18 protein-coding genes are annotated in these 21,963 nt (G+C 71.6%); 7 read left to right on the forward strand and 11 right to left on the reverse strand.

Going from position 1 to position 21,963, the window contains the following annotated elements; genetic code table 11:
- Positions 1-290: 290 nt before the first annotated feature.
- From ABGB21_RS30210 to ABGB21_RS30230, 5 genes are all read right to left on the reverse strand, one after another.
- On the reverse strand, positions 291-1,184 hold the full coding sequence (locus tag ABGB21_RS30210; RefSeq protein WP_347656641.1) for a sugar ABC transporter permease: 894 nt from the start codon (positions 1,182-1,184) through the stop codon (positions 291-293).
- Between the two features lie 6 nt (positions 1,185-1,190).
- Positions 1,191-2,477, reverse strand: coding sequence for an extracellular solute-binding protein (locus ABGB21_RS30215; protein ID WP_347680622.1), 1,287 nt, complete (start codon positions 2,475-2,477; stop codon positions 1,191-1,193).
- 79 nt (positions 2,478-2,556) lie between these two features.
- Positions 2,557-2,937 (reverse strand): RidA family protein, encoded by a 381-nt coding sequence (locus ABGB21_RS30220; RefSeq protein WP_347656644.1) that lies wholly within the window; start codon positions 2,935-2,937, stop codon positions 2,557-2,559.
- 3 nt (positions 2,938-2,940) lie between these two features.
- Positions 2,941-4,221 (reverse strand): amidohydrolase/deacetylase family metallohydrolase, encoded by a 1,281-nt coding sequence (locus ABGB21_RS30225; protein ID WP_347656646.1) that lies wholly within the window; start codon positions 4,219-4,221, stop codon positions 2,941-2,943.
- Positions 4,218-5,519, reverse strand: coding sequence for a helix-turn-helix domain-containing protein (locus ABGB21_RS30230; protein ID WP_347656648.1), 1,302 nt, complete (start codon positions 5,517-5,519; stop codon positions 4,218-4,220). The genes ABGB21_RS30225 and ABGB21_RS30230 overlap by 4 nt, the downstream gene beginning before the upstream one ends.
- 227 nt (positions 5,520-5,746) lie before the next feature.
- On the opposite strand from ABGB21_RS30230, the gene ABGB21_RS30235 reads away from it, so the two are divergent.
- The 4 genes from ABGB21_RS30235 to ABGB21_RS30250 all read left to right on the forward strand — a co-directional run bounded on the left by ABGB21_RS30235 (position 5,747) and on the right by ABGB21_RS30250 (position 8,705).
- Positions 5,747-6,991 (forward strand): alanine racemase, encoded by a 1,245-nt coding sequence (locus ABGB21_RS30235; protein ID WP_347680624.1) that lies wholly within the window; start codon positions 5,747-5,749, stop codon positions 6,989-6,991.
- Positions 6,992-7,070: 79 nt separating this feature from the next.
- Positions 7,071-7,499, forward strand: a complete 429-nt coding sequence (locus ABGB21_RS30240; RefSeq protein ID WP_347680626.1) for a PPOX class F420-dependent oxidoreductase — start codon at positions 7,071-7,073, stop codon at positions 7,497-7,499.
- A gap of 123 nt (positions 7,500-7,622) precedes the next feature.
- Positions 7,623-7,745, forward strand: coding sequence for a ribosomal protein bL36 (locus ABGB21_RS30245; protein WP_347656654.1), 123 nt, complete (start codon positions 7,623-7,625; stop codon positions 7,743-7,745).
- Between the two features lie 75 nt (positions 7,746-7,820).
- Complete coding sequence (locus ABGB21_RS30250; protein WP_347680628.1) at positions 7,821-8,705, forward strand: ABC transporter substrate-binding protein; 885 nt, start codon at positions 7,821-7,823, stop codon at positions 8,703-8,705.
- Between the two features lie 39 nt (positions 8,706-8,744).
- On the opposite strand, the gene aceB is transcribed toward ABGB21_RS30250, so the two are convergent.
- On the reverse strand, positions 8,745-10,322 hold the full coding sequence (gene aceB, locus ABGB21_RS30255; RefSeq protein ID WP_347680630.1) for a malate synthase A: 1,578 nt from the start codon (positions 10,320-10,322) through the stop codon (positions 8,745-8,747).
- The gene (gene aceA, locus ABGB21_RS30260; RefSeq protein WP_347680632.1) at positions 10,319-11,632 is read right to left on the reverse strand and encodes an isocitrate lyase; all 1,314 of its coding nucleotides are present in this window, start codon (positions 11,630-11,632) and stop codon (positions 10,319-10,321) included. Before aceA ends, aceB begins: the two co-directional genes overlap by 4 nt.
- Positions 11,633-11,828: 196 nt before the next feature.
- Here aceA and ABGB21_RS30265 point away from each other — a divergent pair, with 196 nt between their 5' ends.
- A complete protein-coding gene (locus ABGB21_RS30265) occupies positions 11,829-13,226 on the forward strand; it encodes a short-chain fatty acyl-CoA regulator family protein (protein WP_347656662.1) in 1,398 nt (465 codons plus the stop codon).
- A gap of 287 nt (positions 13,227-13,513) precedes the next feature.
- A complete protein-coding gene (locus ABGB21_RS30270) occupies positions 13,514-15,205 on the forward strand; it encodes a heme peroxidase family protein (protein ID WP_347656664.1) in 1,692 nt (563 codons plus the stop codon).
- 68 nt (positions 15,206-15,273) lie between these two features.
- On the opposite strand, the gene ABGB21_RS30275 is transcribed toward ABGB21_RS30270, so the two are convergent.
- The 4 genes from ABGB21_RS30275 to ABGB21_RS30290 all read right to left on the reverse strand — a co-directional run bounded on the left by ABGB21_RS30275 (position 15,274) and on the right by ABGB21_RS30290 (position 19,387).
- Positions 15,274-16,605 (reverse strand): adenylosuccinate synthetase, encoded by a 1,332-nt coding sequence (locus ABGB21_RS30275; protein WP_347680634.1) that lies wholly within the window; start codon positions 16,603-16,605, stop codon positions 15,274-15,276.
- Positions 16,602-17,570, reverse strand: coding sequence for a hypothetical protein (locus ABGB21_RS30280; protein ID WP_347656668.1), 969 nt, complete (start codon positions 17,568-17,570; stop codon positions 16,602-16,604). The genes ABGB21_RS30275 and ABGB21_RS30280 overlap by 4 nt, the downstream gene beginning before the upstream one ends.
- A gap of 72 nt (positions 17,571-17,642) precedes the next feature.
- Entirely contained in the window at positions 17,643-18,638 is a 996-nt protein-coding gene (locus ABGB21_RS30285) for a lipopolysaccharide kinase InaA family protein (protein WP_347680636.1), read from the reverse strand.
- The gene (locus ABGB21_RS30290) at positions 18,635-19,387 is read right to left on the reverse strand and encodes an NUDIX domain-containing protein (RefSeq protein WP_347680652.1); all 753 of its coding nucleotides are present in this window, start codon (positions 19,385-19,387) and stop codon (positions 18,635-18,637) included. The genes ABGB21_RS30285 and ABGB21_RS30290 overlap by 4 nt, the downstream gene beginning before the upstream one ends.
- A 220-nt stretch (positions 19,388-19,607) precedes the next feature.
- On the opposite strand from ABGB21_RS30290, the gene ABGB21_RS30295 reads away from it, so the two are divergent.
- Positions 19,608-21,731 carry an MMPL family transporter gene (locus tag ABGB21_RS30295; protein WP_347680638.1) on the forward strand — a complete coding sequence of 708 codons (2,124 nt, stop codon included), beginning with the start codon at positions 19,608-19,610 and terminating at the stop codon, positions 21,729-21,731.
- The last annotated feature ends 232 nt before the right edge of the window (positions 21,732-21,963 follow it).

A 21,963-nucleotide genomic window follows, 5' to 3' on the forward strand; every position in this document is an offset into this window, starting at 1 on the left:
TCCGTCCGTTCGTGACTGCGGGGCTCGCACACCCCGCTCACTCCTCGCACTCACCGCACCCCCGTCCGTTCGTGACTGCGGGGCTCGCACACCCCGCTCACTCCTCGCACTCACCGCACCCCCGTCCGTTCGCGACTGCGGGGCTCGCACACCCCGCTCACTCCTCGCACTCACCGCACCCCCGTCCGTTCGCGACTGCGGGGCTCGCACACCCCGCTCACTCCTCGCACTCACCGCACCCCCGTCCGTTCGTGACTGCGGGGCTCGCACACCCCGCTCACTCCTCGCACTCACAGGGACTCGCCGGTGGTGCGGCGGAGGGCGCGCAGGTAGAGCAGGGTCACCACGAGCAGGATCACCGTCATCACGACTCCGATCGCCGAGCCGAGGCCGTACTGGGCGGAGGCGAAGGCCTTCTGGTAGGCGTACACGTTGAGCACCAGGTTCTGGCCGGCGATGCCGCCACCCCGGGTCATCACGTAGATCTGGGTGAAGACCTTGAAGTCCCAGATGATCGACTGGATCACCACGATCACGATGAGGGGCCGCAACATCGGCGCGATGATCCGCCGGAAGGTGGTGAACGCACCCGCGCCGTCCAGCGCGGCCGCCTCCCGCACCGAGTGGGGGATCGCCTCGATGCCGGCGTACAGGGTGATCATCACGAACGGGAAGGAGTGCCAGACCACCACCGCGCCGACCAGCGCGAACGCCACCGTACGGTCGTAGAGCCAGTTGTACGCGCCCAGCCCGAGCACCTCGTTGACCAGGCCCAGGTTGCTGTCGAAGAGGAACATCCAGACCACCGAGCCGGTCATCGCCGGTGCGGCCCAGGCGGTCAGCGCCGCGAACGACAGGACCGCCCGGGCCACCCGGCCGACCCGGGTCAACAGCACCGCCAGTGCCGCGCCGACCGCCAGGGTCACCACCACACAGCCGGCGGCGAAGAGCACCGTCTGGCCGAGCACGGTCCAGAACGTCGGGTCGGCGACGAGCGTCCGGTAGTTGCCGACACCCAGGAACCGGGCCGGTACGCCGCCACTGACCTGCGGCTGCCCGTACTCGAAGAGGGAGAGCAGCCCAAGCTGGTAGAGCGGGTACGCGAACATCGGCACCAGTACGGCGAACGCCGGCAGCAGCAACCACAGGGGCGTCAGCCGCCGCCGGCGGATCGTCACGGACACCGGTGGCTACTTCCCGAACGCCGTGCTGATCTGGGTCTTCGCCTCGGCCGTCGCCGCGTCCACGGTCGCCCGACCTGTGATGATCTTCTGCAGCATGTTCGGCAGGATCCGTTCGGCGTCGATGGTGGTCCACGCCTTGTCGACCGGGACGAACCGCGTACCGGCGTCCATCGTGTCGACGAACGGCTTGAGGAACGGCTCCTTGCCGATCACCTCCGTCCGGGCCGACCGCATCGCCGGTACGAAGCCCATCGCGTCGTACAGCTTCAGCGTGTACTTCCGGCTCGCCAGCAGCTGCATGAACTCGACCGCGAGGGTGCGGTGGCCGGTGGAGCGGAAGACGCCGAGGCTGCTGCCGCCGGCGAAGGCGGGTGCGATCGAGCCGGGCCTGGCTCCGGGCAGCGGGACGACGCCGTACTTCCCCTTGACCGCGCCGGCGTCGACCGCCGAACGGTTGAAGTTGCCGAGGATGGCCATCCCGGCCCGGCCGGCCGCGAACGCCTCGACGGTGCCGCCGCCGGTCAGGTCGACGCACTGCTGCGCCGGGCAGATGTCCGGGCTGAACAGGTCGGTGTACGCCTTGACGCCGGCCCTGGCCGCCGGTGAGTCGATGGCGGCGGTGTAGCCGCCGGCCGACCCGGTGGCGATGTCGCCGCCGGCGTCCCAGACGAACGGCAGGGCGCCGAAGGTGTAGAGCCCGCCGACCGCGATGCCGAGCATCTCCGGGTTCTCCGCCCGCACCTTCTTCGCGGCGGTGACCAGTTCGGCGTACGAGGTCGGCGGTTCGAGGTCGAGGGCGGCGAAGACGTCGGTGCGGTAGTACAGGGCCCGTACCCCGATCCACCACGGTACGCCGTACGCCTTGTCGCCCACGGTCACCGTGCTGACCAGGTCGGGCGGCAGGTCGGCGGCCTCGGCCCAGTTCCGGTTCTCCTCGGTGACGTCGGCCATCCCGTTCGAGGCGACGAAGCTCGCCAGGTCGGTGTTGCCGATCTCGGTCACGTCCGGCGCGCTCGCCGGGTCGTTGAGCGCACCCCGGTACCGCTCGGCCCGGGTGTCGGTGGCGAGGTAGCTGACGTCGACCGTGACGTCCTGGTGGCGGGTCCTGAACTCGGCGATCGCCTCGTTGACCACCGCCTCCTTGGCGGTCCGGTTGGCCTCGTCGAAGAGCCAGACCCGCAGGGTGCCGGTCCGGGAGTCGGTGTTGGTGGTCGGTTGGTCGGTGGAGGGTGCGCAGGCCGCGGCGCCGAGGACGAGGGCGCCGAGCGCGGTCAGGACGAGGAGTTTCCGCACAGGTTGTCTCCCTCTGGTAGCGAGCCAGGTTCGGGGTGGGTCGGCTTGGATGTCCTACGGGCCGGGGCGCCGCGTCCGGCTACCCGCCGAGGTGGAGGACCGCGTCGACCTCGATGTCGAAGCCGTTCAACGCGACCGGCAGGGTGGTCCGGGCCGGCAGGTTCTCGGCGCCGAAGAACTCCCGGTAGATCTCGTTCATCGCCGGGAAGTCGGCGAAGTCGCGCAGGTACACCCCGACCCGTACCGCGTCGGTCAGGTCGCCGCCGGCCGCCTCGGCCACCCGGGCCAGGTTGCCGAACGCGGCTCGCGCCTGCGCGGCGAAGTCACCCTTCACCCAGGTGCCGTCCGGTAGCACCGGGCAGGCGCCGGAGAGGTACGCGAAGTCGCCGGCGACCACCGCGTGGGAGTAGGGGCCGCCGGGTGGTGCCGCCTGCTCGGCGACGACGATCCGCTTGGGCATGGGTCAGCCTCCGTCTCGGGGGAACTGTTCGGCGAGCCCGTCCGGGCCCACCAGGGGTGTGGTCAGCAGTCGACGTACCGCCCGGTCCCGTTCGGCGAGTGCGTGCCGTTGGGCGTCGGTGAGCGGGACCCACGGCGGGACGGGCCCGGACAGCCGGGGCGGCATCGGCCGGCCGGCCCGGTACGTCACCTCGTTGACCAGCCGGATCGGCGACGTACGGCGTTGTCCGTGCACGTCGGACAGCTCGAACCGGTCGGGTTCGACGGTGAAGACGGCGAGGTCGGCCGGCGCGCCGATCGCGAGCGTGCCGGCTCCGTCGGTGAGGCCGAGTGCCCGGGCCGGTCCGATCGTCGCCGCCGCGACCACCTGTTCCAGGCTCATCCCGACGGCCAGCAGCTTGGCCATCGTGGTCGGCAGGTCGAAGACCGGGCCGTGCAGCGAGCGGCTGTGCAGGTCGGTGGAGACCGCGTGCGGCGGCAAACCGGCGGCCAGCTGCGCCTCGAGGACGTCGAAGGCGAAGCCGCCGGAGCCGTGCCCGAGGTCGAACCGGATGCCCGCCTGGTAGGCGTCCTTCGCCGCCGGGTCGAACCCGGTCGGACCCGCGGCGATGCCGCTGGCACAGTGCGTGATGATGTCGCCGGGTCGCAGCAGGGGCAGCAGCTGACCGATCGTGGGCGGTCCGGCTCCGATGTGGACCATCACCGGCAGGTCGGTGGCCGCGGCCGCCTCGACCGCCCGGCGGAGCGGGGCCAGCCCGTGTGATCCCACGTTGTGCCGATCCATCCGGACCTTGATGCCGACGATGGTCTCCCGGTACGCCTGTACGGTCGCCACCGCCAGGTCGACGTCGCAGTTCGCGAGGTTCCGGGATTCGCCGACCGGGGCGACCAGCCCGGCCGCGGAGATGTTCAGCAGGGCGGGTACCCGTACCGGATAGCCGGCGATGGCGGCGGCGAGGGCCGGAAAGGACCAGGCCCCGGCCGACCCGGCGTCCACCCAGGTGGTCACCCCGGACCGCCAGGCCACCGGTTCCGGGTCGATTCCCCAGTACGTCGCACCGGGATGCACGTGGGTGTGCAGGTCCACCAGGCCGGGGGTGACCAACCGTCCGGTCAGGTCGACCACCTCGGTCACACCGGCCCGGGGCAGCCGGGGTGCCACGGCGGCGATCCGACCGGCCCGGATCGCGATGTCGTGCGGACCGGCGCGCCGGTCGGCCGGATCGAGCAGGTCTCCGCCGGTCAGCAGCAGGTCCCAGCCGGGGGTGTCGCTGGTCCCGGTCATCGGGCCTGCTCGACCGTCGCGCCGATGCGCAGTCGGTACAGCCGGGCGGGCCGCCCCTTGCGGTGCAGTTGGGTGCTGCCCTCCACCTCGACGAGTCCGGACTCGCTCAGTTTGCGGATCAGCCGTCGCCCGCTCGGGTCGGTGATGCCGAGCTGTCGGGCGAGGTCACCCGGGGAGATCGCCTGGCCCGCCAGCGACCGTTCGACGGCCGCCAGCCGCGACAGCGTCGCCGCGCTGAGCCCCACCTCGGCGGCAATCCGCTCCAGTGCGGCGCCGTGCCCCCGGTAGGTGAAGGTGACGGCCGATCCGGCCGGGCTCATCGGCCCGATGATCACGCCGCTGTCCTCGACCAGGTACGCGCTCGGCGTGTCCTCCTGTTCGGCCCGGGCGGCCGCCCGCTCGGCCAGCTGCAGGCAGCTGCGGGCCGAGGCGCCCACCCCGAACCCGGCGGCGACCCGGATCCCGAGCGTCTCCTGTGCCTGTCCCAGCGCCGGCAGGGTCACCCAGCTGTTGGTCGCCTGTTCGAAGAGGGCCTGGTGGGCGAAGACCACCACACCGCGGCGGCCCCGGTTCTCGATCCAGGCGTCGCCGAACTCGGGCGTGTTGATCAGCAGGTTCATCAGGCCTACCCGGGCCCGGTCGAGGTCGGGTTGCGGGTTTGTCCGGCCGACCAGGAAGACCCCGGCGGCGAAGCGCAGCGCGCTGGCCCGTTTCGACTGCACCCGCAGCGCCAGCTCGTGCAGCTGGGCCCGCAGGGTCGCCGGGCCGGGCAGTCCGCCGAGCACCGGGACGGCCCCGCGCAGCTGTTCCGCGACCGCGGTGCGCAGGCTGATCACGTAGTCGGCACCGGTCCGGGCCAGTGCGGCGCGGTGGAATCCGACGATCTCGGCGACGGTCTGCTCCGGGTCGTACGGCAGCAGACTGATCCCGGCCGGGTCCAGGTCCAGCGCGCCGGCCACCTCGTCGACCGTGCGGGCGTCGTAGGTGTCGATGCTGACCGGTGTCGGTCGCCAACCCCGGGACAGCGCCTTGAACAGCGCCAGGGAGAGGTCCAGCCCGGCCGAGCGGAGGATCGCCACCGGAAGGTCCGGCGGCAGCAGGTCCCGGCACTTCGCGTACGGCACCGGGCCGAGCAGCAGGCCGTCGACGTGCTGTCGGGCGAGCCGGTCGGCGACGGTGTCCCGGACCTGGTCCTCGTGCTCGTAGACCATCCACTCCAGGTTCACCCCGGCCAGGGTCCGGGCCGCGTCCTCGAAGACGGCCCGGTGGCTGACGTGGATGACCAGACCGATCACCATCGGCGCTCCAGTCCACACTAGGGCAACAGGTTCGGAATTAGTCCGTTAACTACGGTCGGGATAGGGTGCGCCCTGTCGCCCCCTCTCGTCAAGACCCCCACCCGATCCCCGGAACGCCGCCCACTTCTGGCCGTCCGAGGTTGACGTGGCGCGGGCGAGCCGGCAATCTCAGCTGCCAACAGCGAGCCACATCCGAACCTGATCAGGCGAACCGGGAGGGCGGGCCGGTGCTGCGCGAGGACCTCGACGAGCCACCGCTCGACTGGCGGGCCAAGGGCCTCTGGCAGCCGGGACCACCGATCCGGGCCAGCGAGTTCGTCGCCGCCGGCCACCGGCTGTTCGACGGCGCCGTCAGCTGGCCGGCGCTGGTCGCCCGCCGTAGCGCCCTGCACCACAACCTCACCACGATGGCCGACTTCTGCGCCCGGCACGGCTTCTCGTTCGCCCCGCACGGCAAGACGACCATGGCCCCGTCGCTGTTCGCCGCCCAACTCGCCGGCGGAGCCTGGGCGATCACCGTGGCCACCGCCAACCAGCTGCTCGTCTGTCGACACCTCGGGGTGCCCCGGGTGCTGCTCGCCAACCAACTGCTCGACCCGGTGCCACTGCGCTGGCTGGCCGGCGAACTCGACCGGGGCTTCGAGGCGTACCTCTTCGTGGACTCGGTCGCCGGGGTCGAGGCGATCGGCACCACCCTCGCCGACCGGCCGGACGGCCCAGCGGTACGGGTCCTCGCGGAACTCGGCCACGCCGGCGGCCGGACCGGCTGTCGGACCATCCGGCAACTGGTCGAGGTCGCCGAGGCGGTCGCCGACACCGCCCGGGTACGCCTCGACGGCGTGACCGCGTACGAGGGGGGCCTGCGGGACGCGACGGAGGTGGCGACGTACCTCGACCGGACCCGGGAGGCGACGGTCGAGCTGGCCGCCCGGGGGCTGCTACCGGACGAGGTGATCGTCAGCGCCGGGGGCAGCGCCTGGTTCGACGTGGTGGCCGACCGGCTCGGCGGCGCCTGGCTCCCCGGCCGTCACCTGCGGGTGGTGCTGCGCAGCGGCGCGTACGTCAGCCACGACCACGGCTTCTACGCCGCACACACGCCGTTCCGGCGCAGTCCGGAGGACGGGTCGCTGGCCGGGGCGCTGGAACTCTGGGCCCAGGTCATCTCCACCCCGGAACCCGGGTTGGCGATCGTCGCCATGGGCAAGCGCGATGCGCCGTACGACGAGGGCCTCCCGGTCCCGCTGCGGGTCCGCCGGACCTCCGGCTCGGTCACGGAGGTGACCGGCGTGACCGTGACCCGACTCAACGACCACCACGCCTTCCTCAGCGTGCCGCCGGAGGCCGGCCCCCGCCCGGGCGACCTGATCTGCTTCGGCATCTCCCACCCGTGCACCGCCTTCGACAAGTGGCGGTACATCCCGGTCCTGGACGACACCGACACCGTGGTCGACGTGCTGCACACGTACTTCTGAGCAGCGGTGGTGCGGCGCTCTTCCGAGGTTTTTACCAAGCACGATCCACCCAGGTCGGGACAAAGGGCATTATGGGCACATGGCGTATCGGATGACCGGGGAGGAATGGCGGAGCTTCGTGTCGGCGGGGACCCGGACCGGCAAGGTCGCCACCGTACGGGCCGACGGTTCGCCGCACATCGTGCCGATCTGGTTCCTGCTCGACCGTGACGACGTGGTCTTCAACACCGGGAAGACCTCGGTGAAGGGCCGGGCGCTGCTCCGGGACGGCCGGGCCGCGCTCTGTGTCGACGACGAGAACCCACCGTTCGCCTTCGTCACCCTGCGGGGCCGGGCGACGATCAGCGAGAACCTGGACGAGATGCGGTACTGGGCCACCCGGCTCGCCGCCCGCTATCTCGGCGAGGAGCACGCCGAGGAGTTCGGCGCCCGCAACGCCGTACCGGGTGAGCTGCTGGTCCGGCTGCGGATCGACCAGGTCACGGCGTACTCCCGGGTCGCCGATTAAAACCGGACATAGCACCTCATACCACCCAGCGGTCCATCGGTCGCCGGAATCCCGACCGCCTCCCCCGACGTTGTGCTCGGCGTACGGACACCAGTTTCCGGACCTGAGCCGAGGAGGATGGCCATGAGGGTTCGTAGTTCGCTGCGGGCGTTGAAGCAGAAGCCGGGCTCGGTGGTGGTACGCCGGCACGGCCGGGTGATGGTGGTCAACCGCACCAACCCGCGTTGGAAGGCCCGCCAGGGCTGACCTGACGACAACCTCCGGGCATCGGACGACCGGGCCGGGTGATCCGGGTGTCATCCGGCCCGGCACGATGGGGACATGCGTCTGGTCTCCCTGCTGCCATCCGCCACCGAGATCGTCTACGCACTCGGGCTCGGTGACGACCTTGTCGGTGTCACCTTCGAGTGCGACGAACCGCCGTCGGCCCGTACCGACAAGACCGTCGTGGTCGGCGGCCGAGACACCCGGGGCATGAGCCCCGGCGAGATCGACGACTACGTCAAGGCGCGGATGGCCGCCGGCGAGGACCTCTACACGCTGCACGCGGACGCGCTCGCCGACCTCGCCCCGGAACTGATCCTGACCCAGGACCTCTGCCGGGTCTGCGCGCTCCCCTCCGGCCAGGTGGAGAACGCCCTGGACTACCTCGGGTGCCGGTCCGACGTGCTCTCTCTCGACCCGTACAGCCTGGACGAGGTGCTCGACACCATCGTCGCGGTGGGGAGCCGGACCGGCGTACCGGACCGGGCCGAGGCCCTCGTCGTGGGGCTGCGTACCCGGCTGGACACGGTCGCCGCCGCCATCGCCGGACGCCCCCGGCCCCGGGTCGCGGTGGTGGAGTGGGTCGAACCGCCGTTCACCGCCGGTCACTGGGTTCCGGACCTGGTCCGGGCCGCCGGCGGTGAACCGGTCGCGGCCCGGCCCGGCGCCCGGTCGGTCCAGACGACATGGCAGGAGTTTGCCGGCGCCGCCCCGGACCTGGTGATCGTCTCCCCCTGTGGATTCCACCTGGAGGGTGCGGTCGGACAGGCCCGGCTGGTCGCCGAGCGGCTGCCCGGCGTAGCGGTCTGGGCCATCGACGCCGACGGACTCGTGGTACGCCCCGGGCCCCGGCTGGTCGACGGGGTCGAGGCGCTCGCGGCGGTCCTGCACCCGGGTGTCGTACCGGATCCGCCGGCCGGGGCGGTCGCCCGGGTGGCCTGACCGCCGTACTCCCGCCCGCCGTGTTGGTGGGGGCCTTCCCTACATGTGGCGGGCGTAGGCCTCGGTGGTGAAGAAGGCCGGGAGGTCGTCGGCGAGGGCGGTGCGTTCGAGGATCGCCGCCGCGTCGGCGATCCGCTGTCGGTCGGCCGGCGGGCGTTCCGCACAGAGGGCGGCGACCTCGTCGGCGACCAGCGCGCGGACCCGGTCGGAGGTGACCCGTCCGCCGTCGGCCAGCGGCGTCGCGTGGTGCAGCCACTGCCAGACCTGGCAGCGGGCGATCTCTGCGGTGGCGGCGTCCTCCATCAGGTTGAAGATGGCGGCGGCACCGGTGCCGCCGAGCCAGGAGTCGAGGTAGCGCAGCGCCACCGCGATGTTGCCCCGCAGGCCGGCCGCGCTGACCCGTCCCGGTGTCCGGTCGACCGCCAGCAGGTCGTCGGCGGTGACGGTGACCTCGTCGCGGAGCCGTCCGAGCTGGTGCGGGCGGTCGCCGAGCACCGCGTCGAAGGTCTCCCGGCAGATCTCCACCAGCCCGGGGTGGGCCACCCAGGAACCGTCGAAGCCGTCGGCCGCCTCGCGCTCCTTGTCCGCCCGCACCCTGGCCAGCGCCACGCTGTTGACCTCGGGGTCGCGGCTGGGAATGAAGGCGGCCATCCCGCCGAGGGCGTGCGCGCCGCGCCGGTGACAGGTCCGGACCAGCAGTTCGGTGTACGCCCGCATGAACGGCACCGTCATCGTCACCGCACCCCGGTCCGGGAGCAGGAAGTCGTCCCGGTAGCCGAAGTTCTTGATGATGCTGAAGATGTAGTCCCAGCGGCCGGCGTTCAGCCCGGCGGCGTGTTCGCGCAGCTCGTAGAGGATCTCCTCCATCTCGAAGGCGGCGGTGATCGTCTCGACCAGCACGGTGGCCCGGATGGTGCCGTGCGGGATGCCGAGGTACCGCTGGGCGAAGCGGAACACGTCGTTCCAGAGCCGCGCCTCCCGATGGTCCTCCAGTTTGGGCAGGTAGAAGTAGGGGCCGCTGCCGGCGTCGAGCTGCCGCTGGGCACAGTGCAGGAAGTAGAGCCCGAAGTCGACCAGGCTGGCGGAGATCGGCCGGCCGTCGACGACCAGGTGCTTCTCCACCAGATGCCAGCCCCGTGGCCGGACGACGATGGTGGCCGGGTCGGGCCCGACCGCGTACCGCTTGCCGCGCCCGTCGGTGAAGTCGATCCGCCGGTCGATGGCGTCGACCAGGTTGAGCTGTCCGTCGATGACGTTGTGCCAGGTCGGGGTGAGGGCGTCCTCGAAGTCGGCCAGCCAGACCCGGGCCCCGGAGTTGAGCGCGTTGACGGTCATCCGCCGGTCGGTGGGTCCGGTGATCTCCACCCGGCGGTCGACCAGTCCGGGGGCGGGTGCGGCGACCCGCCAGTCCGGGTCGGCCCGAACGGCCGCCGTCTCGGGCAGGAAGCCGGGGAGCTGCCCCTCGGCGTACCGGGCGCGCCGGGCCCGCCGGGTGTCCAGCACCGCGACCCGGCGGGCGGCGAACTCGCGGTCGAGCGCGACCAGGAAGTCCAGCGCCTTGGGGCTGAGGATCTCGTCGTAGCGGTCGGCCATCGGGCCGGTGATCTGGATGTTCATGCCGGCACTCCGTCCCGCTCCGGGCCGAACTTCCGCTCGGTGCCGAACTGCTCCTCCTCGGTCGAACCGCGCAGCGCCGTGGTCTCGGCGGTGGGGTTGAGCACCGTGCTGATCAGGTCGAAGTAGCCGGTGCCGACCTCACGCTGGTGCCGGACCGCGGTGTAGCCCGCCGGCTCGGCGGCGAACTCACGCTCCTGCAGCGCAACGTACGCCGGCATCCCGCCGGTGGCGTAGCCCCGGGCCAGCTCGAACATCGAGTAGTTGAGGGCGTGGAATCCGGCCAGGGTGATGAACTGGAATCTGTACCCCATGTGGCCCAGCTCCCGCTGGAACTTGGCGATGGTGGCGTCGTCGAGGTGCCGGCGCCAGTTGAACGACGGCGAACAGTTGTAGGCGAGCAGCTGGTCCGGGTACTCGGCCTTGATCGCTTCGGCGAAACGGCGGGCCAGCTCCAGGTCCGGGGTGCTGGTCTCCATCCACAGCAGATCGGCGTACGGCGCGTACGCCAGTCCCCGGGCGACGCACGGCTCCAGTCCGTTGCGGACCCGGTGGAAGCCCTCGGCGGTCCGCTCGCCGGTGAGGAACGGCTGGTCCCGCTCGTCTGTGTCGGTGGTGAGCAGCGTCGCGGCGTGCGCGTCGGTACGGGCGATGATCACGGAGGGGACACCGGCGACGTCGGCGGCGAGCCGGGCCGAGGAGAGGGTCCGGATGTGCTGCCCGGTGGGGATCAGCACCTTGCCGCCGAGGTGGCCGCACTTCTTCTCGCTGGCGAGCTGGTCCTCCCAGTGCACCCCGGCCGCGCCGGCCACGATCATCGCGGTCATCAGCTCGTACGCGTTGAGCACGCCACCGAAGCCTGCCTCGGCGTCGGCGACGATCGGGGCGAGCCAGTCGACCGACGGCTCGACTCCCTCGGCGGTCTCGATCTGGCCGGCGCGCAGCAGGGCGTTGTTGATCCGGCGGACCGCCGCCGGCACCGAGTTCGCCGGGTAGAGGCTCTGGTCCGGGTACGTCTGGCCGGCCAGGTTGGCGTCCGCGGCGACCTGCCAGCCGGAGAGGTAGATCGCGTTGAGGCCGGCCCGGACCATCTGCACGGCCTGGTTGCCGGTCAGCGCGCCGAGCGCGGGCACGTGGTCCTCGGTGTGCAGCAGTCGCCACAGCCGCTGCGCGCCCCGGCGGGCGAGGGTGTGTTCCTCGGTGACCACACCCCGCAGCCGGACCACGTCCTCGGCCCGGTAGGTCCGTTCGACACCCCGCCACCGCGGGTCGGTGGTCCACTCGTTGCGCAACTGTTCGACCGGCGTGCTCATCGTATGCTCCTTCGGGGTCGGTGATCACGTAACCGTTCACCGGTGTTCGACCGAACCATGACACGGGCCCGATCGTGGGGTCGAGATACGGAAACGGCGAATTATTGAAAATCCACCACCCCTATTTTGCGAAGTTGCGAATGGCTTTCTTAACAGTTGTGTTAATGTGAGCTGATCACCGGCGTTGGGAGGCGCCATGGTCAAGACGTTCGCGGGCCCGCGACTGCGGCGGCTGCGTGAGGAGCACGGCGTCAGCCAGATCGAACTGGCCCGCCAGCTCGGCATCTCCCCCAGCTATCTCAACCAGCTCGAACACGACACCCGCCCGCTGACCGTGCCGGTGCTGATCCGGATCACCGAGGTCTTCGGCGTCGACACCGCGTACTTCGCCCCGCACGACACGCCACGGCTGGTGGCCGAACTGCGTGAGGCACTGCCGGCCCGGGCCACCCTGCCCGACCTGACCGAGCTGGCCGGCAAACTGCCCGAGGTCGCCGAGGCGGTGATCGACCTCTACCGCCGCTACCGGCAGACCAACGACCAGCTCGCCGAGGTGGTCGGCGACCGGGAGCTGGTCCCCGGACGCAGCCCGCACGACCAGGTGAGCGACTTCTTCTACCGGCGCCAGAACTACGTGCCGGACCTGGACGAGGCGGCCGAGGCGCTGGCCGCCGAGATCGGGATCCGGCGCGGCGAGGCCCGGTCCGCGCTGACCGACCGGCTCGCCGACCGGCACGGGGTACGGATCGTGCGCGAGGAGACCGACGCGCTCGCCGGGGAACTGCACCGCTACCGGCCGCAGAGCCGCACCCTGCACCTGTCGACGTCGTTGCGTTCCGGGCAGGAGGCGATCCGGATGGGTGCCCAGATCGCCCTGCTGGAATACGCCGACGTCATCGACGAAATAATCGAGGAAGAGCGGATCTACGACGTACAGACGCAGATCCTGCTGCGGGTCGGGCTGGCCAACTACTTCGCCGCCGCGCTGATCCTGCCGTACCGGGAGTTCCTCGAGGCCGCCGAGACCCGGCGGTACGACATCGGGCTGCTCACCGACCACTTCGTGATGGGTTGGGAGAGTGTCTGCCACCGGCTGAGCACCCTGCAGCGGCCGAGGGCGCGCGGCGTGCCGTTCTCCTTCGTCCGGGTCGACCGGGCCGGCAACATGTCCAAACGCCAGTCGGCGACCGGTTTCCCGTTCTCCCGCTCGGGCGGCACCTGTCCACTCTGGAACGTCTACGAGGCGTTCAGCGCACCGGGCCGGGTGATGACCCAGGTGGCCGCGATGCCGGACGGGCAGCGCTATCTCTGGATCGCCCGGACCGTCACCCGGCACCACGGCGGGTACGGCCAGCCGGGCAAGGTCTTCGCGATCGGGCTCGGCTGCGAGTTGCGGCACGCCGGGCGGCTCGTCTACTCCGCCGGGCGGGACCTGCAGGCGACCGGGGCGGCGACCCCGATCGGGCCCGGCTGCAAGACCTGCGAGCGGTTGACCTGCCCGCAGCGGGCCGCCGCACCGATCGGCCGCCGGCTGGACCTGGACGAGAACCGCAGCACCTTCGTCCCGTACCCGTTGAAGATTGAGACGCCGTAGACCCGGACATCAATTCCGGAGAGTAATCGGGCAAATTCAAATCGTAATTGGATTGGGTTGCCGGAGTCGCAACGTCGACAGTAGGTGGACGCTGCGGCACACGCGACGGACTCTGGGGTCAGTCGACCAGACCGGCATTCCGAACCGCGCCACATCGACTGGTCCGCGCCGATCGCGGACGTTCACGGGGGCTCTTTTCCGCGCGTAATCGTGCGCATTTTCCATTGGTGTCCTCCGCTGTCGGGTGGCCCGGCCGGCCGCCGGTCGTCACGAGGGAGGAACGACTGATGAAACGGCACATGCGGGAGGACTACCTCGTCGAGGGCGAGGGCCTGCTCTCCTTCGACGCGCAACGGCAGCCGACCGCGCGACGGCCGTCGACAACCGCGGAGCTGCGCAAGTTCCGGTTCTCCCGGCTCGGCCCGCAGGGTGAGCAGCCGTCGGAGGAACTACGCGCCGCACTGGCCCGGGCGATGGTCGCCGGCGTCTCCACCGACTCGACGGACCCGGCGGTTCCCGCCGGCTACACCTACCTCGGCCAGTTCGTCGACCACGACCTGACCATGGACGCCACCGCCGCCGCACTCGGCTCGGACGTCTCGGTGGACGACCTGCTCCAGGGCCGGTCGCCTGCGCTCGACCTGGACTCGCTCTACGGGCGCGGCCCGACCGACCGGAACGACCGGACCTTCTACGCCGACGACGGTGTGCACCTGTTGGTGGGGCGGACCGCCGCGGTCTCCGGACCGCCGCCGGTCGACCCCGCCGCCAACCAGGACCTCGACGGCTTCGACCTGCCCCGGTCCGGGCTGGGCTCAACGAAGCGGGAGCGCCGGGCCGCGCTGATCCCGGACGCCCGCAACGACGAGAACCTCGCGGTGGCCCAGACCCACCTGGCGTTCATCCGGTTCCACAACCGGGTGGTCGACCAGCTCGCCAGCGGCGGCCTCGCCGGGCCGGCGCTGTTCCGGGCCGCCCGGTCGGTCGTGGTGAAGCACTACCAGTGGATGCTGCGCACCGACTTCCTGCCCCGGATCGTCTCGCCCGAGGTGGTGGACGACGTCTTCACCAACGGGCGCCGGTTCTTCGAGGTCTCCCCCGGCTACGACCGCCGGAACCGGGGCCGCTGGGTGCAGCCGGGCGACCGGCCGACCATGCCGATCGAGTTCTCCGTCGCGGCGTACCGGCTCGGGCACAGCATGGTCCGGGAGGTGTACGACTGGAACCGGATCTTCCGTACCGGGACCACCACCGGTTTCCCGGCCGGCACCCTGGAGCTGCTGTTCCAGTTCTCCGGAACCAGCGGCAACCTCTCCCCCGACGGCGCGCTCGACGATCCCGAGTCCGGCTCGTTCGAACGGCTGCCGACGAACTGGATCGCCGACTTCCGCCGGCTCTACGACTTCGCCGAGGCCGGCCGCGACGACCTGGTGGTCGACCCGGAGCGGGAGGGTCCCGGGCTGAACCTGACCCGGCGGATCGACACCCTGCTGGTGGACCCGCTGCGCAACCTGCCGCTCGGGTCCTTCGGCGGACGCGGCACCGCGCCGACCGACCTCGAGCGGAACCTCGCCTTCCGCAACCTGACCCGGGCCGTCATGGTCCGGCTCGCCAGCGGTCAGCAGATGGCCGAGTTCCTCGACCTGGTGCCGCTCAAGCCCGACGAGATCCTGCACGGCGCCGACGGTGCCGTGCTGGACGGGCTGAGCGACGCGCAGAAGGACGCGTTGACCAGCAACACGCCACTGTGGTTCTACATCCTGCGCGAGGCCGAGTTCAACGGCGGGCGGCTCGACGGGGTCGGTGCCCGGATCGTCGCCGAGGTGTTCCACCGGGCCATCGAGGGCAGCCGCGACTCCATCCTGCGGGACCCGGCCTGGCGGCCGACCCTGGGCCCGGACGAGGCGCGGTTCCGGATGGTCGACCTGCTGCTCTTCGCCTTCGAGGGCCGGGCCGAGCTGCTCAATCCGCTCGGCTGAGTGGCTGCCCGGGGCCGGCGCCCCGGGCAGCGGCACCGGGCGGCTCGGGTGGGTCGGTCGTCGCCGACCTACCCGGGCCGCCCGGCCGCTGCGACCTCGGCGTCGAGCCGGCGGGCGAGCGCGCCGGGGTGCTTGTCGCCGGCGCGCGGGCCGTACGACGTCACCAGCACCGGCAGGCCGAGCAGCTCACCGATCGCCGACGGCCAGTCGTCCGGCCGGTGCAGCTCCGCCGGCCCGGCCTGCCGGAGCAGGTCGGTGAGCCGCGCCTGGTGGGTCAGGTCACCCCGGCGGCCGGGCACCAGCTGCCGCAGCGGCGTCCCGGCCACCTCGTAACCGGTGCAGATCCGCAGCGCGGGTGTCCGTTCCGGTACGTCGGCGTGGGTCACCGCGAGCGCGTCCACCCCGCCGCAGACCTGCACCGCGTACCGGTGGGCCACCGCGTCGAAGTGCCCGACCCGGAACGGCCCCTGCCAGCGGCCGGTTCCGTTGTGCGGCTCCGGAACGGACAGCGTCGGGTCCTCGGTCACCAACGGGCCGGCGCCGTGCCGGGTGGTGTACGTCCGGACCACGCCGAGCCGCAGCGCCGACTGGTCCGCCTCGGCGAGCAGGGTTGCCGCGTTGTCGAAGGTTGTCGTCGACCAGGTGGTGTACGGGTGCCAGCCGTACCACTCGTCGAGCAGCACCCCCTGGGCGCCCTCGAAGACGCAGGGCCCGGCCCGGAGCAGGCGACGCCGGACGGCTTCTCCGTCCACCACCGGCACCGCCGCCCCGAAGGCCTGGAACGCCGCCATCACGTCGTCGACCGGCGGACAGTCGCGCAGCAGAGCCGCCCCGACCGAGGCGGCGTCGACCGGCGGGGTGTCGGCGGACCGCAGTTCGTCGACGAGCCGGTCGCGTACCGCGGTCAACCGGCGACGCAGCCGGGCCGGGTCCCGTACGTCGGCGGCCCGGGGCGCGTCGGTCCAGGTCAACGCGTACCGCATGGTTTCGCCGACGCCGAGGCCGCACGAACCGTGCCGCCCGGCACCCCGACGCAGCTCCCGGACCTGGTTGGCGGCGCGGTGCCACGGCGTCGCCAGCAACGCGTCGCCGTCCACGGTGAGCAGCCCGAACGGGTCCGGTACGCCGAGCCGGGCCAGATGCTCGGCCTCGGCCGCCAGCGCCAGCGGGTCGACCACGACGAACCGCGACAGGTGGGTGGGGACGCCGGCCAGCGTCCCCGACCCGAACTGGGCGAAGGTGTGGTGCCGCCCGTCCGGCGTCACCACGTTGTGGGCGGCCTGCGCACCCCCGTTGAACCGGATCACCGCGGTGACCGGCTGTCGCGCGCAGACCCACTCCACGGTCGTGCCCTTGCCCGCGTCGCCGTAGCCGAGGTCGACCACGACCACGTGTGTCACAGCCGGATGGTCCCGTCGCCGCTGCCGGACCGCAGGCCGGTGAGCGGCACCGAGGTCCGGGCGACCAGGTCTCGACGCAGCGGCGCCAACGCCCGGCCGACCGACGGACCGGCGGTGGAACCGACGTCGTCGAGGTCACGCAGTCCGGTGTCGAGGTCGATGGAGTCCTCGGCCAGGCCGATGGTGAGCGCGATGGTCTCGCAGACCGCGTCGAGGTTGTCGAGTTCCAGCACGTTCTGGCCGAGCAGGTCCCGCCAGGCGTCCAGGATGCCCGCGTCGCCGGCGTAGCTCGCTCCGCTCGGCAGGATGTAGTAGACCTCGAAGCTGCGGGACAGCTCGCGGACGATCTCCTTGACCGGGATCGGCTCGGCCAGCTCGTCGCCGATGATCTTGCGGACCTCGGCCGGCTTGACCCGGTCGTACGGCAACTCGTCCCCGATCAGGAACAGGTAGCCGCGCCGGCCGCGCTGCCGCACGCTGTCCAACGCGGTGTGCCGGGCCATGAAGTACATCGCCAGCTCGTACGACTCGGTGCGCTGCCCGCCACCGCCGCCCTCCAGCACGATCTTCGCCAGCTGGTCGTCCATCCGGTTGTCCGACTCGAACTGGCCGACCTGCAACGGCACCCGGTCACAGGTGGCGTCACCGATCGCGCCGAACATGATCTGCGGGTCGGTGACGTAGCCCTTGCGGAGCAGCAGCCCGAGCAGCTGCGGCAGCTTGGCCTGCAGCACCCGGGGCACCGCCCGCATCGAGCCGGTGACGTCGAACAGCACGGCGATCGGCGTCGAGGTGGGGTGTTCGGCACTGTCCCGGCTCTCCCGGTCGGTCACGCCGCGCGGGTCGAGGTCGGGATGCACGGTGCGGGCACCGCTGTCGCTGTACGCGAAGGCGCTCGTACCGGTGGCCGCGCGGTAGCTCGCGGCGGCCGCGTACACGTCGGTGGACCAACGTCCACTGCCCATGACAGGTTCCTTTCGGGGTGGGGGCCTGATCCTCTGGTCAGACCGGCAGGGTGATCCCGGCTGATCCTCTGGTCAGACCGGCAGGGTGAAGGGTCGGAAGCGGCGGGGGCCGTAGAGCTGGTGCAGCAGGTCGTCGAGTTCGGCGAGGAGACGCCATGCGTCGTCGGGGCGCATGGCCGGGCGGTCGAGCCGGCAGCCGTCGGCGAAGCGGCGCAGTGGTGCCGGCAGTCGGGGGCCGATCAGTCGGGTCATCAGGTCGGCGGCGGCGTAGAGGTCGGTGGCCGGGGTGGCGGGTCGCCGTCCCGAGACCTCGGGCGGATAGTGGTCGCGGTGGCGGGCGACGATCGCGGGGATCCGTTCGCCGGGCCGGACCGAGTAGCACCAGTCGACGAGGGCGAGCCCGTGTGCGGCGGGGTGGACGAGGACGTGTTCGGGCAGGACCGCACCGTGCACGAGGCCGGCCCGGTGCGCCCAGCCGAGACCGACCAGCAGCCGTCGCCACATCCAGGCGGCGTCGCGCGGGTCGAGCCCGTCGGGGAAGTGCCGGGCCACCTCGGCGAGGCTGACGAAGCCGGCAAGGTGTTCCAGCACCAGCCCGGTACGGCGTACCCCGGTGGCCGGGTCGTCGTGTGTGACGGTGTCCAGCAGTTGGGGCGCGTACGCCCGATGTCGCGGGTCGCCCTCGGCGGCGAGCCGGGTGAGCGCGTCGATCTCGGCTCGGACCAGGTCGTTGTCGGCCGGGTCGCGGGGCAGTTTGAGCAGGCCGCGCAGGTCACCGTCGGTGACCTCGCGCAGGGTGGTGAGGTCACCGGTGGTGTGGCCGGTGCCGACGACCCAGCGGCGTCGGCGGGTCTGGATGACGGGGGTGGTCGCGGCCCAGAGCGCGGCGAGCCGGGCCATGGCCGCGGTGGCAACGGCGGTACGGCCGGCCGGCGCCACGTCGGGGTGCAGGAGCTTCACCAGTCGGCGGTACGTGGTGACCCCGTCGACGAACACCTCGGCGGGATCGTCCGTCCGCTGGACCAGCGCGACGGCGTCGTCAAAATCGACCGGCCTCGTCGAGGTCATCTCACCTGCTCCTCACGGGTGGGCCGGAGCAGTGCCGGGTGCAGCAGGACGGCGTCGCCTTTCCGGTAGAGCCGGGCCCGGGGCCCACCGCGTTCGCCGCCCCGGCTGGTGGTTCCCCCGGTGCTCTCCACGAACCCGGGCACCGAGAGCACCTTGCGGTGGAAGTTGCCGGCGTGCAACTGCTCCCCCCACACGGCGGCGTAGACGGCGCGCAGTTCGGCGATGGTGAACTCCCGACCGAGGAACGCGGCGGCCAGCGGGCTGTACTCGAGTTTGGCGCGGGCGCGCTCCAGTCCGTCGGCGAGCACGGTGTCGTGGTCGAAGGCCAGGTCCCGGGCCGTCCCGACCGGGAACCAGCCGGCTTTCGCGGCGTCGCCGCCGGCACGCGGGTCCGGCAGGCTCGGCGCGAAGGCCAGGTAGGCCACCGAGACGACCCGCATCCGCGGATCCCGGACCGGATCGCCGTAGCTGCGGAGCTGTTCGAGGTGGACCCGGGCCAGCGCGTCCTCGCCGGGCCGCAGCCCGGTCTCCTCGGCCAGTTCGCGGCGGGCCGCCTCGTCGAGGGTCTCGTCCCGGACGAACCCGCCGGGCAGGGCGAGGCGCCCCTGGTACGGATGTTCGGCGCGTTCGACGAGCAGCACGCTGAGCGCCCCGTCCCGGATGGTCAGCACCACCACGTCGACGGTGACCGCGACCGCCGGATAGGCCGTCGGGTCGTACTCGGCCAGGAACTGCGACTCCACGCCCATCACCATCCAGTCATTCTCAGAACGAGTATTTCTCACGTGGAGAACAACATAGCGCCTACCGGTCACCACGACAAGGGGCCGGCGGGACGGGGTTCCCGCCTCCGGCACGGGTCCCATCCCCGCCCCGTACCGGACAAAGCTGGCGGATTCGACTCATGTTGCCAGCTCGAGCGACTAGCTTGACCACGGAGAGAGTCCTCGACCACGAGAGGTGCCGCCGGTGTTCGCCGCTGTGGGACGGTTCGTGGTCCGGCACCCGATCTGGGTGATCGTGGCCTGGGTCGTGATCGCGGCGGCGGTGATCGGCGCGGCGCCCCGGCTGACCGCCACCACCGACGAGGCGTCCTTCCTGCCCACGCACTACGAGTCGATCCGGGCCGCCGAACTGCAGCGGAGCGCCTTTCCCCAGGCCGCCACCCCTGCGGCGATCATCGTCTTCGAACGGCAGGACGACGCGGCGCTGACCGACGCCGACGCGGCGAAGGTCGCGGCGATCGGCCAGGCGCTGGCCGCCCGGCAGATCCCCGACGTGCTCGCGTTGACCCCCACGCCACCGTCGCCCAACCGGCTGATCCAGATCATCGCGGTCCAGCTCACCCCGCAGAGCGGCCCGGGCGACCGGGCGCAGACCAAGGCGGTCCAGGCACTCCGGGAGGCGCTCGGCGACCAGCTCGCCGGCTCCGGCCTCAAGGCCGGCATCACCGGTACGGCCGCCCAGGCGCTGGACGCCGAGAAGTCCGGGGACCGGGCCAACCTGATCATCGGCGTCGCCACCATCGGCCTGATCGTGATACTGCTCCTGATCATCTTCCGCAGCCCGATCATCGCTCTGCTCCCGGTCCTCACCATCGGCCTGATCTCCCAGGTCGCAACCGGTCTGATCGCCTGGGCCAACGAGGCGTTCGACCTGAAGACCGACAGTTCGGTGAGCGCGATGCTCATCGTCGTCCTGTTCGGCGTCGGCACCGACTACATCCTGTTCCTGATGTTCCGCTACCGGGAACGGCTGCGGCTAGGCGAGGATCCGAAGACGTCGATGATCAGCGCGGTCGCCCGGGCCGGAGAGGCGATCGCGTCGGCCGCCGGAGCGGTGATCATCGCCTTCCTGGCCCTGACCCTGTCGACGCTGGGCCTGTTCCGGTCCCTCGGCCCCGCGCTGGCCATCGCCGTCGCCACCACACTGCTCGCCGGCCTCACCCTGATCCCGGCGCTGGTGTCGCTGCTCGGCACGAAGGTGTTCTGGCCGTCACGGGCCTGGCGACGGGAGCCGCGCGGCGCCCGGTTCGCCGCCCTCGGCCGCTCGCTGGGCCGCCGGGCGGCAGCGTACGCGGCCGTCTCCGGTGGCGCGTTGATCGTGCTCGCGGTCTTCGCCCTCGGCTTCCACCCCAACTTCGACCTCAGCAGCGGATCGACCGCCACCGAGTCGGAATCCAACCTCTGGAGCCGGGAACTGCTCAGGGGGCTGCCGGCCGGGGCGACCGAACCGTCCAACGTCTTCCTGCGCTCGGACACCGGAACCCCACTGCCGGCCGACCGGCTGACCGCGTACCGGACGGAGCTGACCCGGGTGCCCGGCGTCGGCCAGGTCGCCCCGCCGACGCTGTCGGCCGACCGGACCGTGGCGAACTTCCAGGTGACCCTGGACAACACCCCGCAGTCCGCGGCGGCCCTGCGCACCGTACGCGGTCCGCTGCGGAAGACCGCGCACGCGGCGGCCCCCGACGGGACGAGCGCGTTCGTCGGCGGCATCACGGCGGTATTCGTCGACATCCAGGCCGCGGTCAACCGCGACTACGCGGTCGTCTTCCCGGTCGCCGCCGTGCTCATCATGGTGATCCTGGGACTGCTGCTGCGCAGTGTCGTGGCGCCCTGGTACCTGATGCTCTCGGTCGGCCTCGGTTTCGCCGCGACCCTCGGCGCCACGGTCCTGCTCTTCCAGGACGCCCTGGGTGAACCCGGCCTGATCTTCATCCTGCCGGTGATCATGTATCTGTTCGTCGTCGCGCTCGGCACCGACTACAACATCCTGATGATCGCCCGGCTCCGCGAGGAGGCCCGGGAGGGACGCAGTCCCCGCGACGCCGCCGCGATGGCGATCCGGCACGCCGGGCCGACCATCGCCGCCGCCGGCCTCATTCTCGCCGGTACGTTCGCCTCGCTCATGCTGGCCGGCAACAGCACCCTCACCCAGATGGGCTTCGCCATCTCGGTCGGCATCGCCATCGTCGCGTTCGTGATGTCGCTCTTCCTCACCCCCGCGATCACCGCGCTGCTCGGTCACGCCGCCTGGTGGCCGGGCCACCAAGACACCGCGACCGCGAAACACCGGGCACCGACCGGCTGACCCCCCGGGTCCAGTCGCGTCATCCCACGCCAACCGCCGTTCCTCACCCGAGCGACGCCGAGGGCCTACCGAACGCATCGGTATAACATCACCAGTTGATCATCGTCACGGGTCCCCGATTTTCGTGATCGCCCCGACGTGGCTCAGGGGCGGGAAGAGAGCGCCGCGTTGTCACAGCCGTCCTATCCGTACCACCAACCGCCGCCGTACGGGCAGCCGCAGCCCTATCCGC

The organism is Plantactinospora sp. B24E8 (assembly GCF_039871735.1).
Lineage (GTDB): Bacteria > Actinomycetota > Actinomycetes > Mycobacteriales > Micromonosporaceae > Plantactinospora.

What these genes read in the sequence shown, in the direction of transcription:
- ABGB21_RS30220 (WP_347656644.1), bottom strand. Translation starts at nt 2,937, where the DNA reads ATGCCCAAGCGGATCGTCGTCGCCGAGCAGGCGGCACCACCCGGCGGC.
- ABGB21_RS30225 (WP_347656646.1), bottom strand. Translation starts at nt 4,221, where the DNA reads ATGACCGGGACCAGCGACACCCCCGGCTGGGACCTGCTGCTGACCGGC.
- ABGB21_RS30230 (WP_347656648.1), bottom strand. Translation starts at nt 5,519, where the DNA reads ATGGTGATCGGTCTGGTCATCCACGTCAGCCACCGGGCCGTCTTCGAG.
- ABGB21_RS30240 (WP_347680626.1), top strand. Translation starts at nt 7,071, where the DNA reads ATGGCGTATCGGATGACCGGGGAGGAATGGCGGAGCTTCGTGTCGGCG.
- ABGB21_RS30245 (WP_347656654.1), top strand. Translation starts at nt 7,623, where the DNA reads ATGAGGGTTCGTAGTTCGCTGCGGGCGTTGAAGCAGAAGCCGGGCTCG.
- ABGB21_RS30250 (WP_347680628.1), top strand. Translation starts at nt 7,821, where the DNA reads ATGCGTCTGGTCTCCCTGCTGCCATCCGCCACCGAGATCGTCTACGCA.
- aceB (WP_347680630.1), bottom strand. Translation starts at nt 10,322, where the DNA reads ATGAACATCCAGATCACCGGCCCGATGGCCGACCGCTACGACGAGATC.
- aceA (WP_347680632.1), bottom strand. Translation starts at nt 11,632, where the DNA reads ATGAGCACGCCGGTCGAACAGTTGCGCAACGAGTGGACCACCGACCCG.
- ABGB21_RS30265 (WP_347656662.1), top strand. Translation starts at nt 11,829, where the DNA reads ATGGTCAAGACGTTCGCGGGCCCGCGACTGCGGCGGCTGCGTGAGGAG.
- ABGB21_RS30270 (WP_347656664.1), top strand. Translation starts at nt 13,514, where the DNA reads ATGAAACGGCACATGCGGGAGGACTACCTCGTCGAGGGCGAGGGCCTG.
- ABGB21_RS30280 (WP_347656668.1), bottom strand. Translation starts at nt 17,570, where the DNA reads ATGGGCAGTGGACGTTGGTCCACCGACGTGTACGCGGCCGCCGCGAGC.
- ABGB21_RS30285 (WP_347680636.1), bottom strand. Translation starts at nt 18,638, where the DNA reads ATGACCTCGACGAGGCCGGTCGATTTTGACGACGCCGTCGCGCTGGTC.
- ABGB21_RS30290 (WP_347680652.1), bottom strand. Translation starts at nt 19,387, where the DNA reads ATGGGCGTGGAGTCGCAGTTCCTGGCCGAGTACGACCCGACGGCCTAT.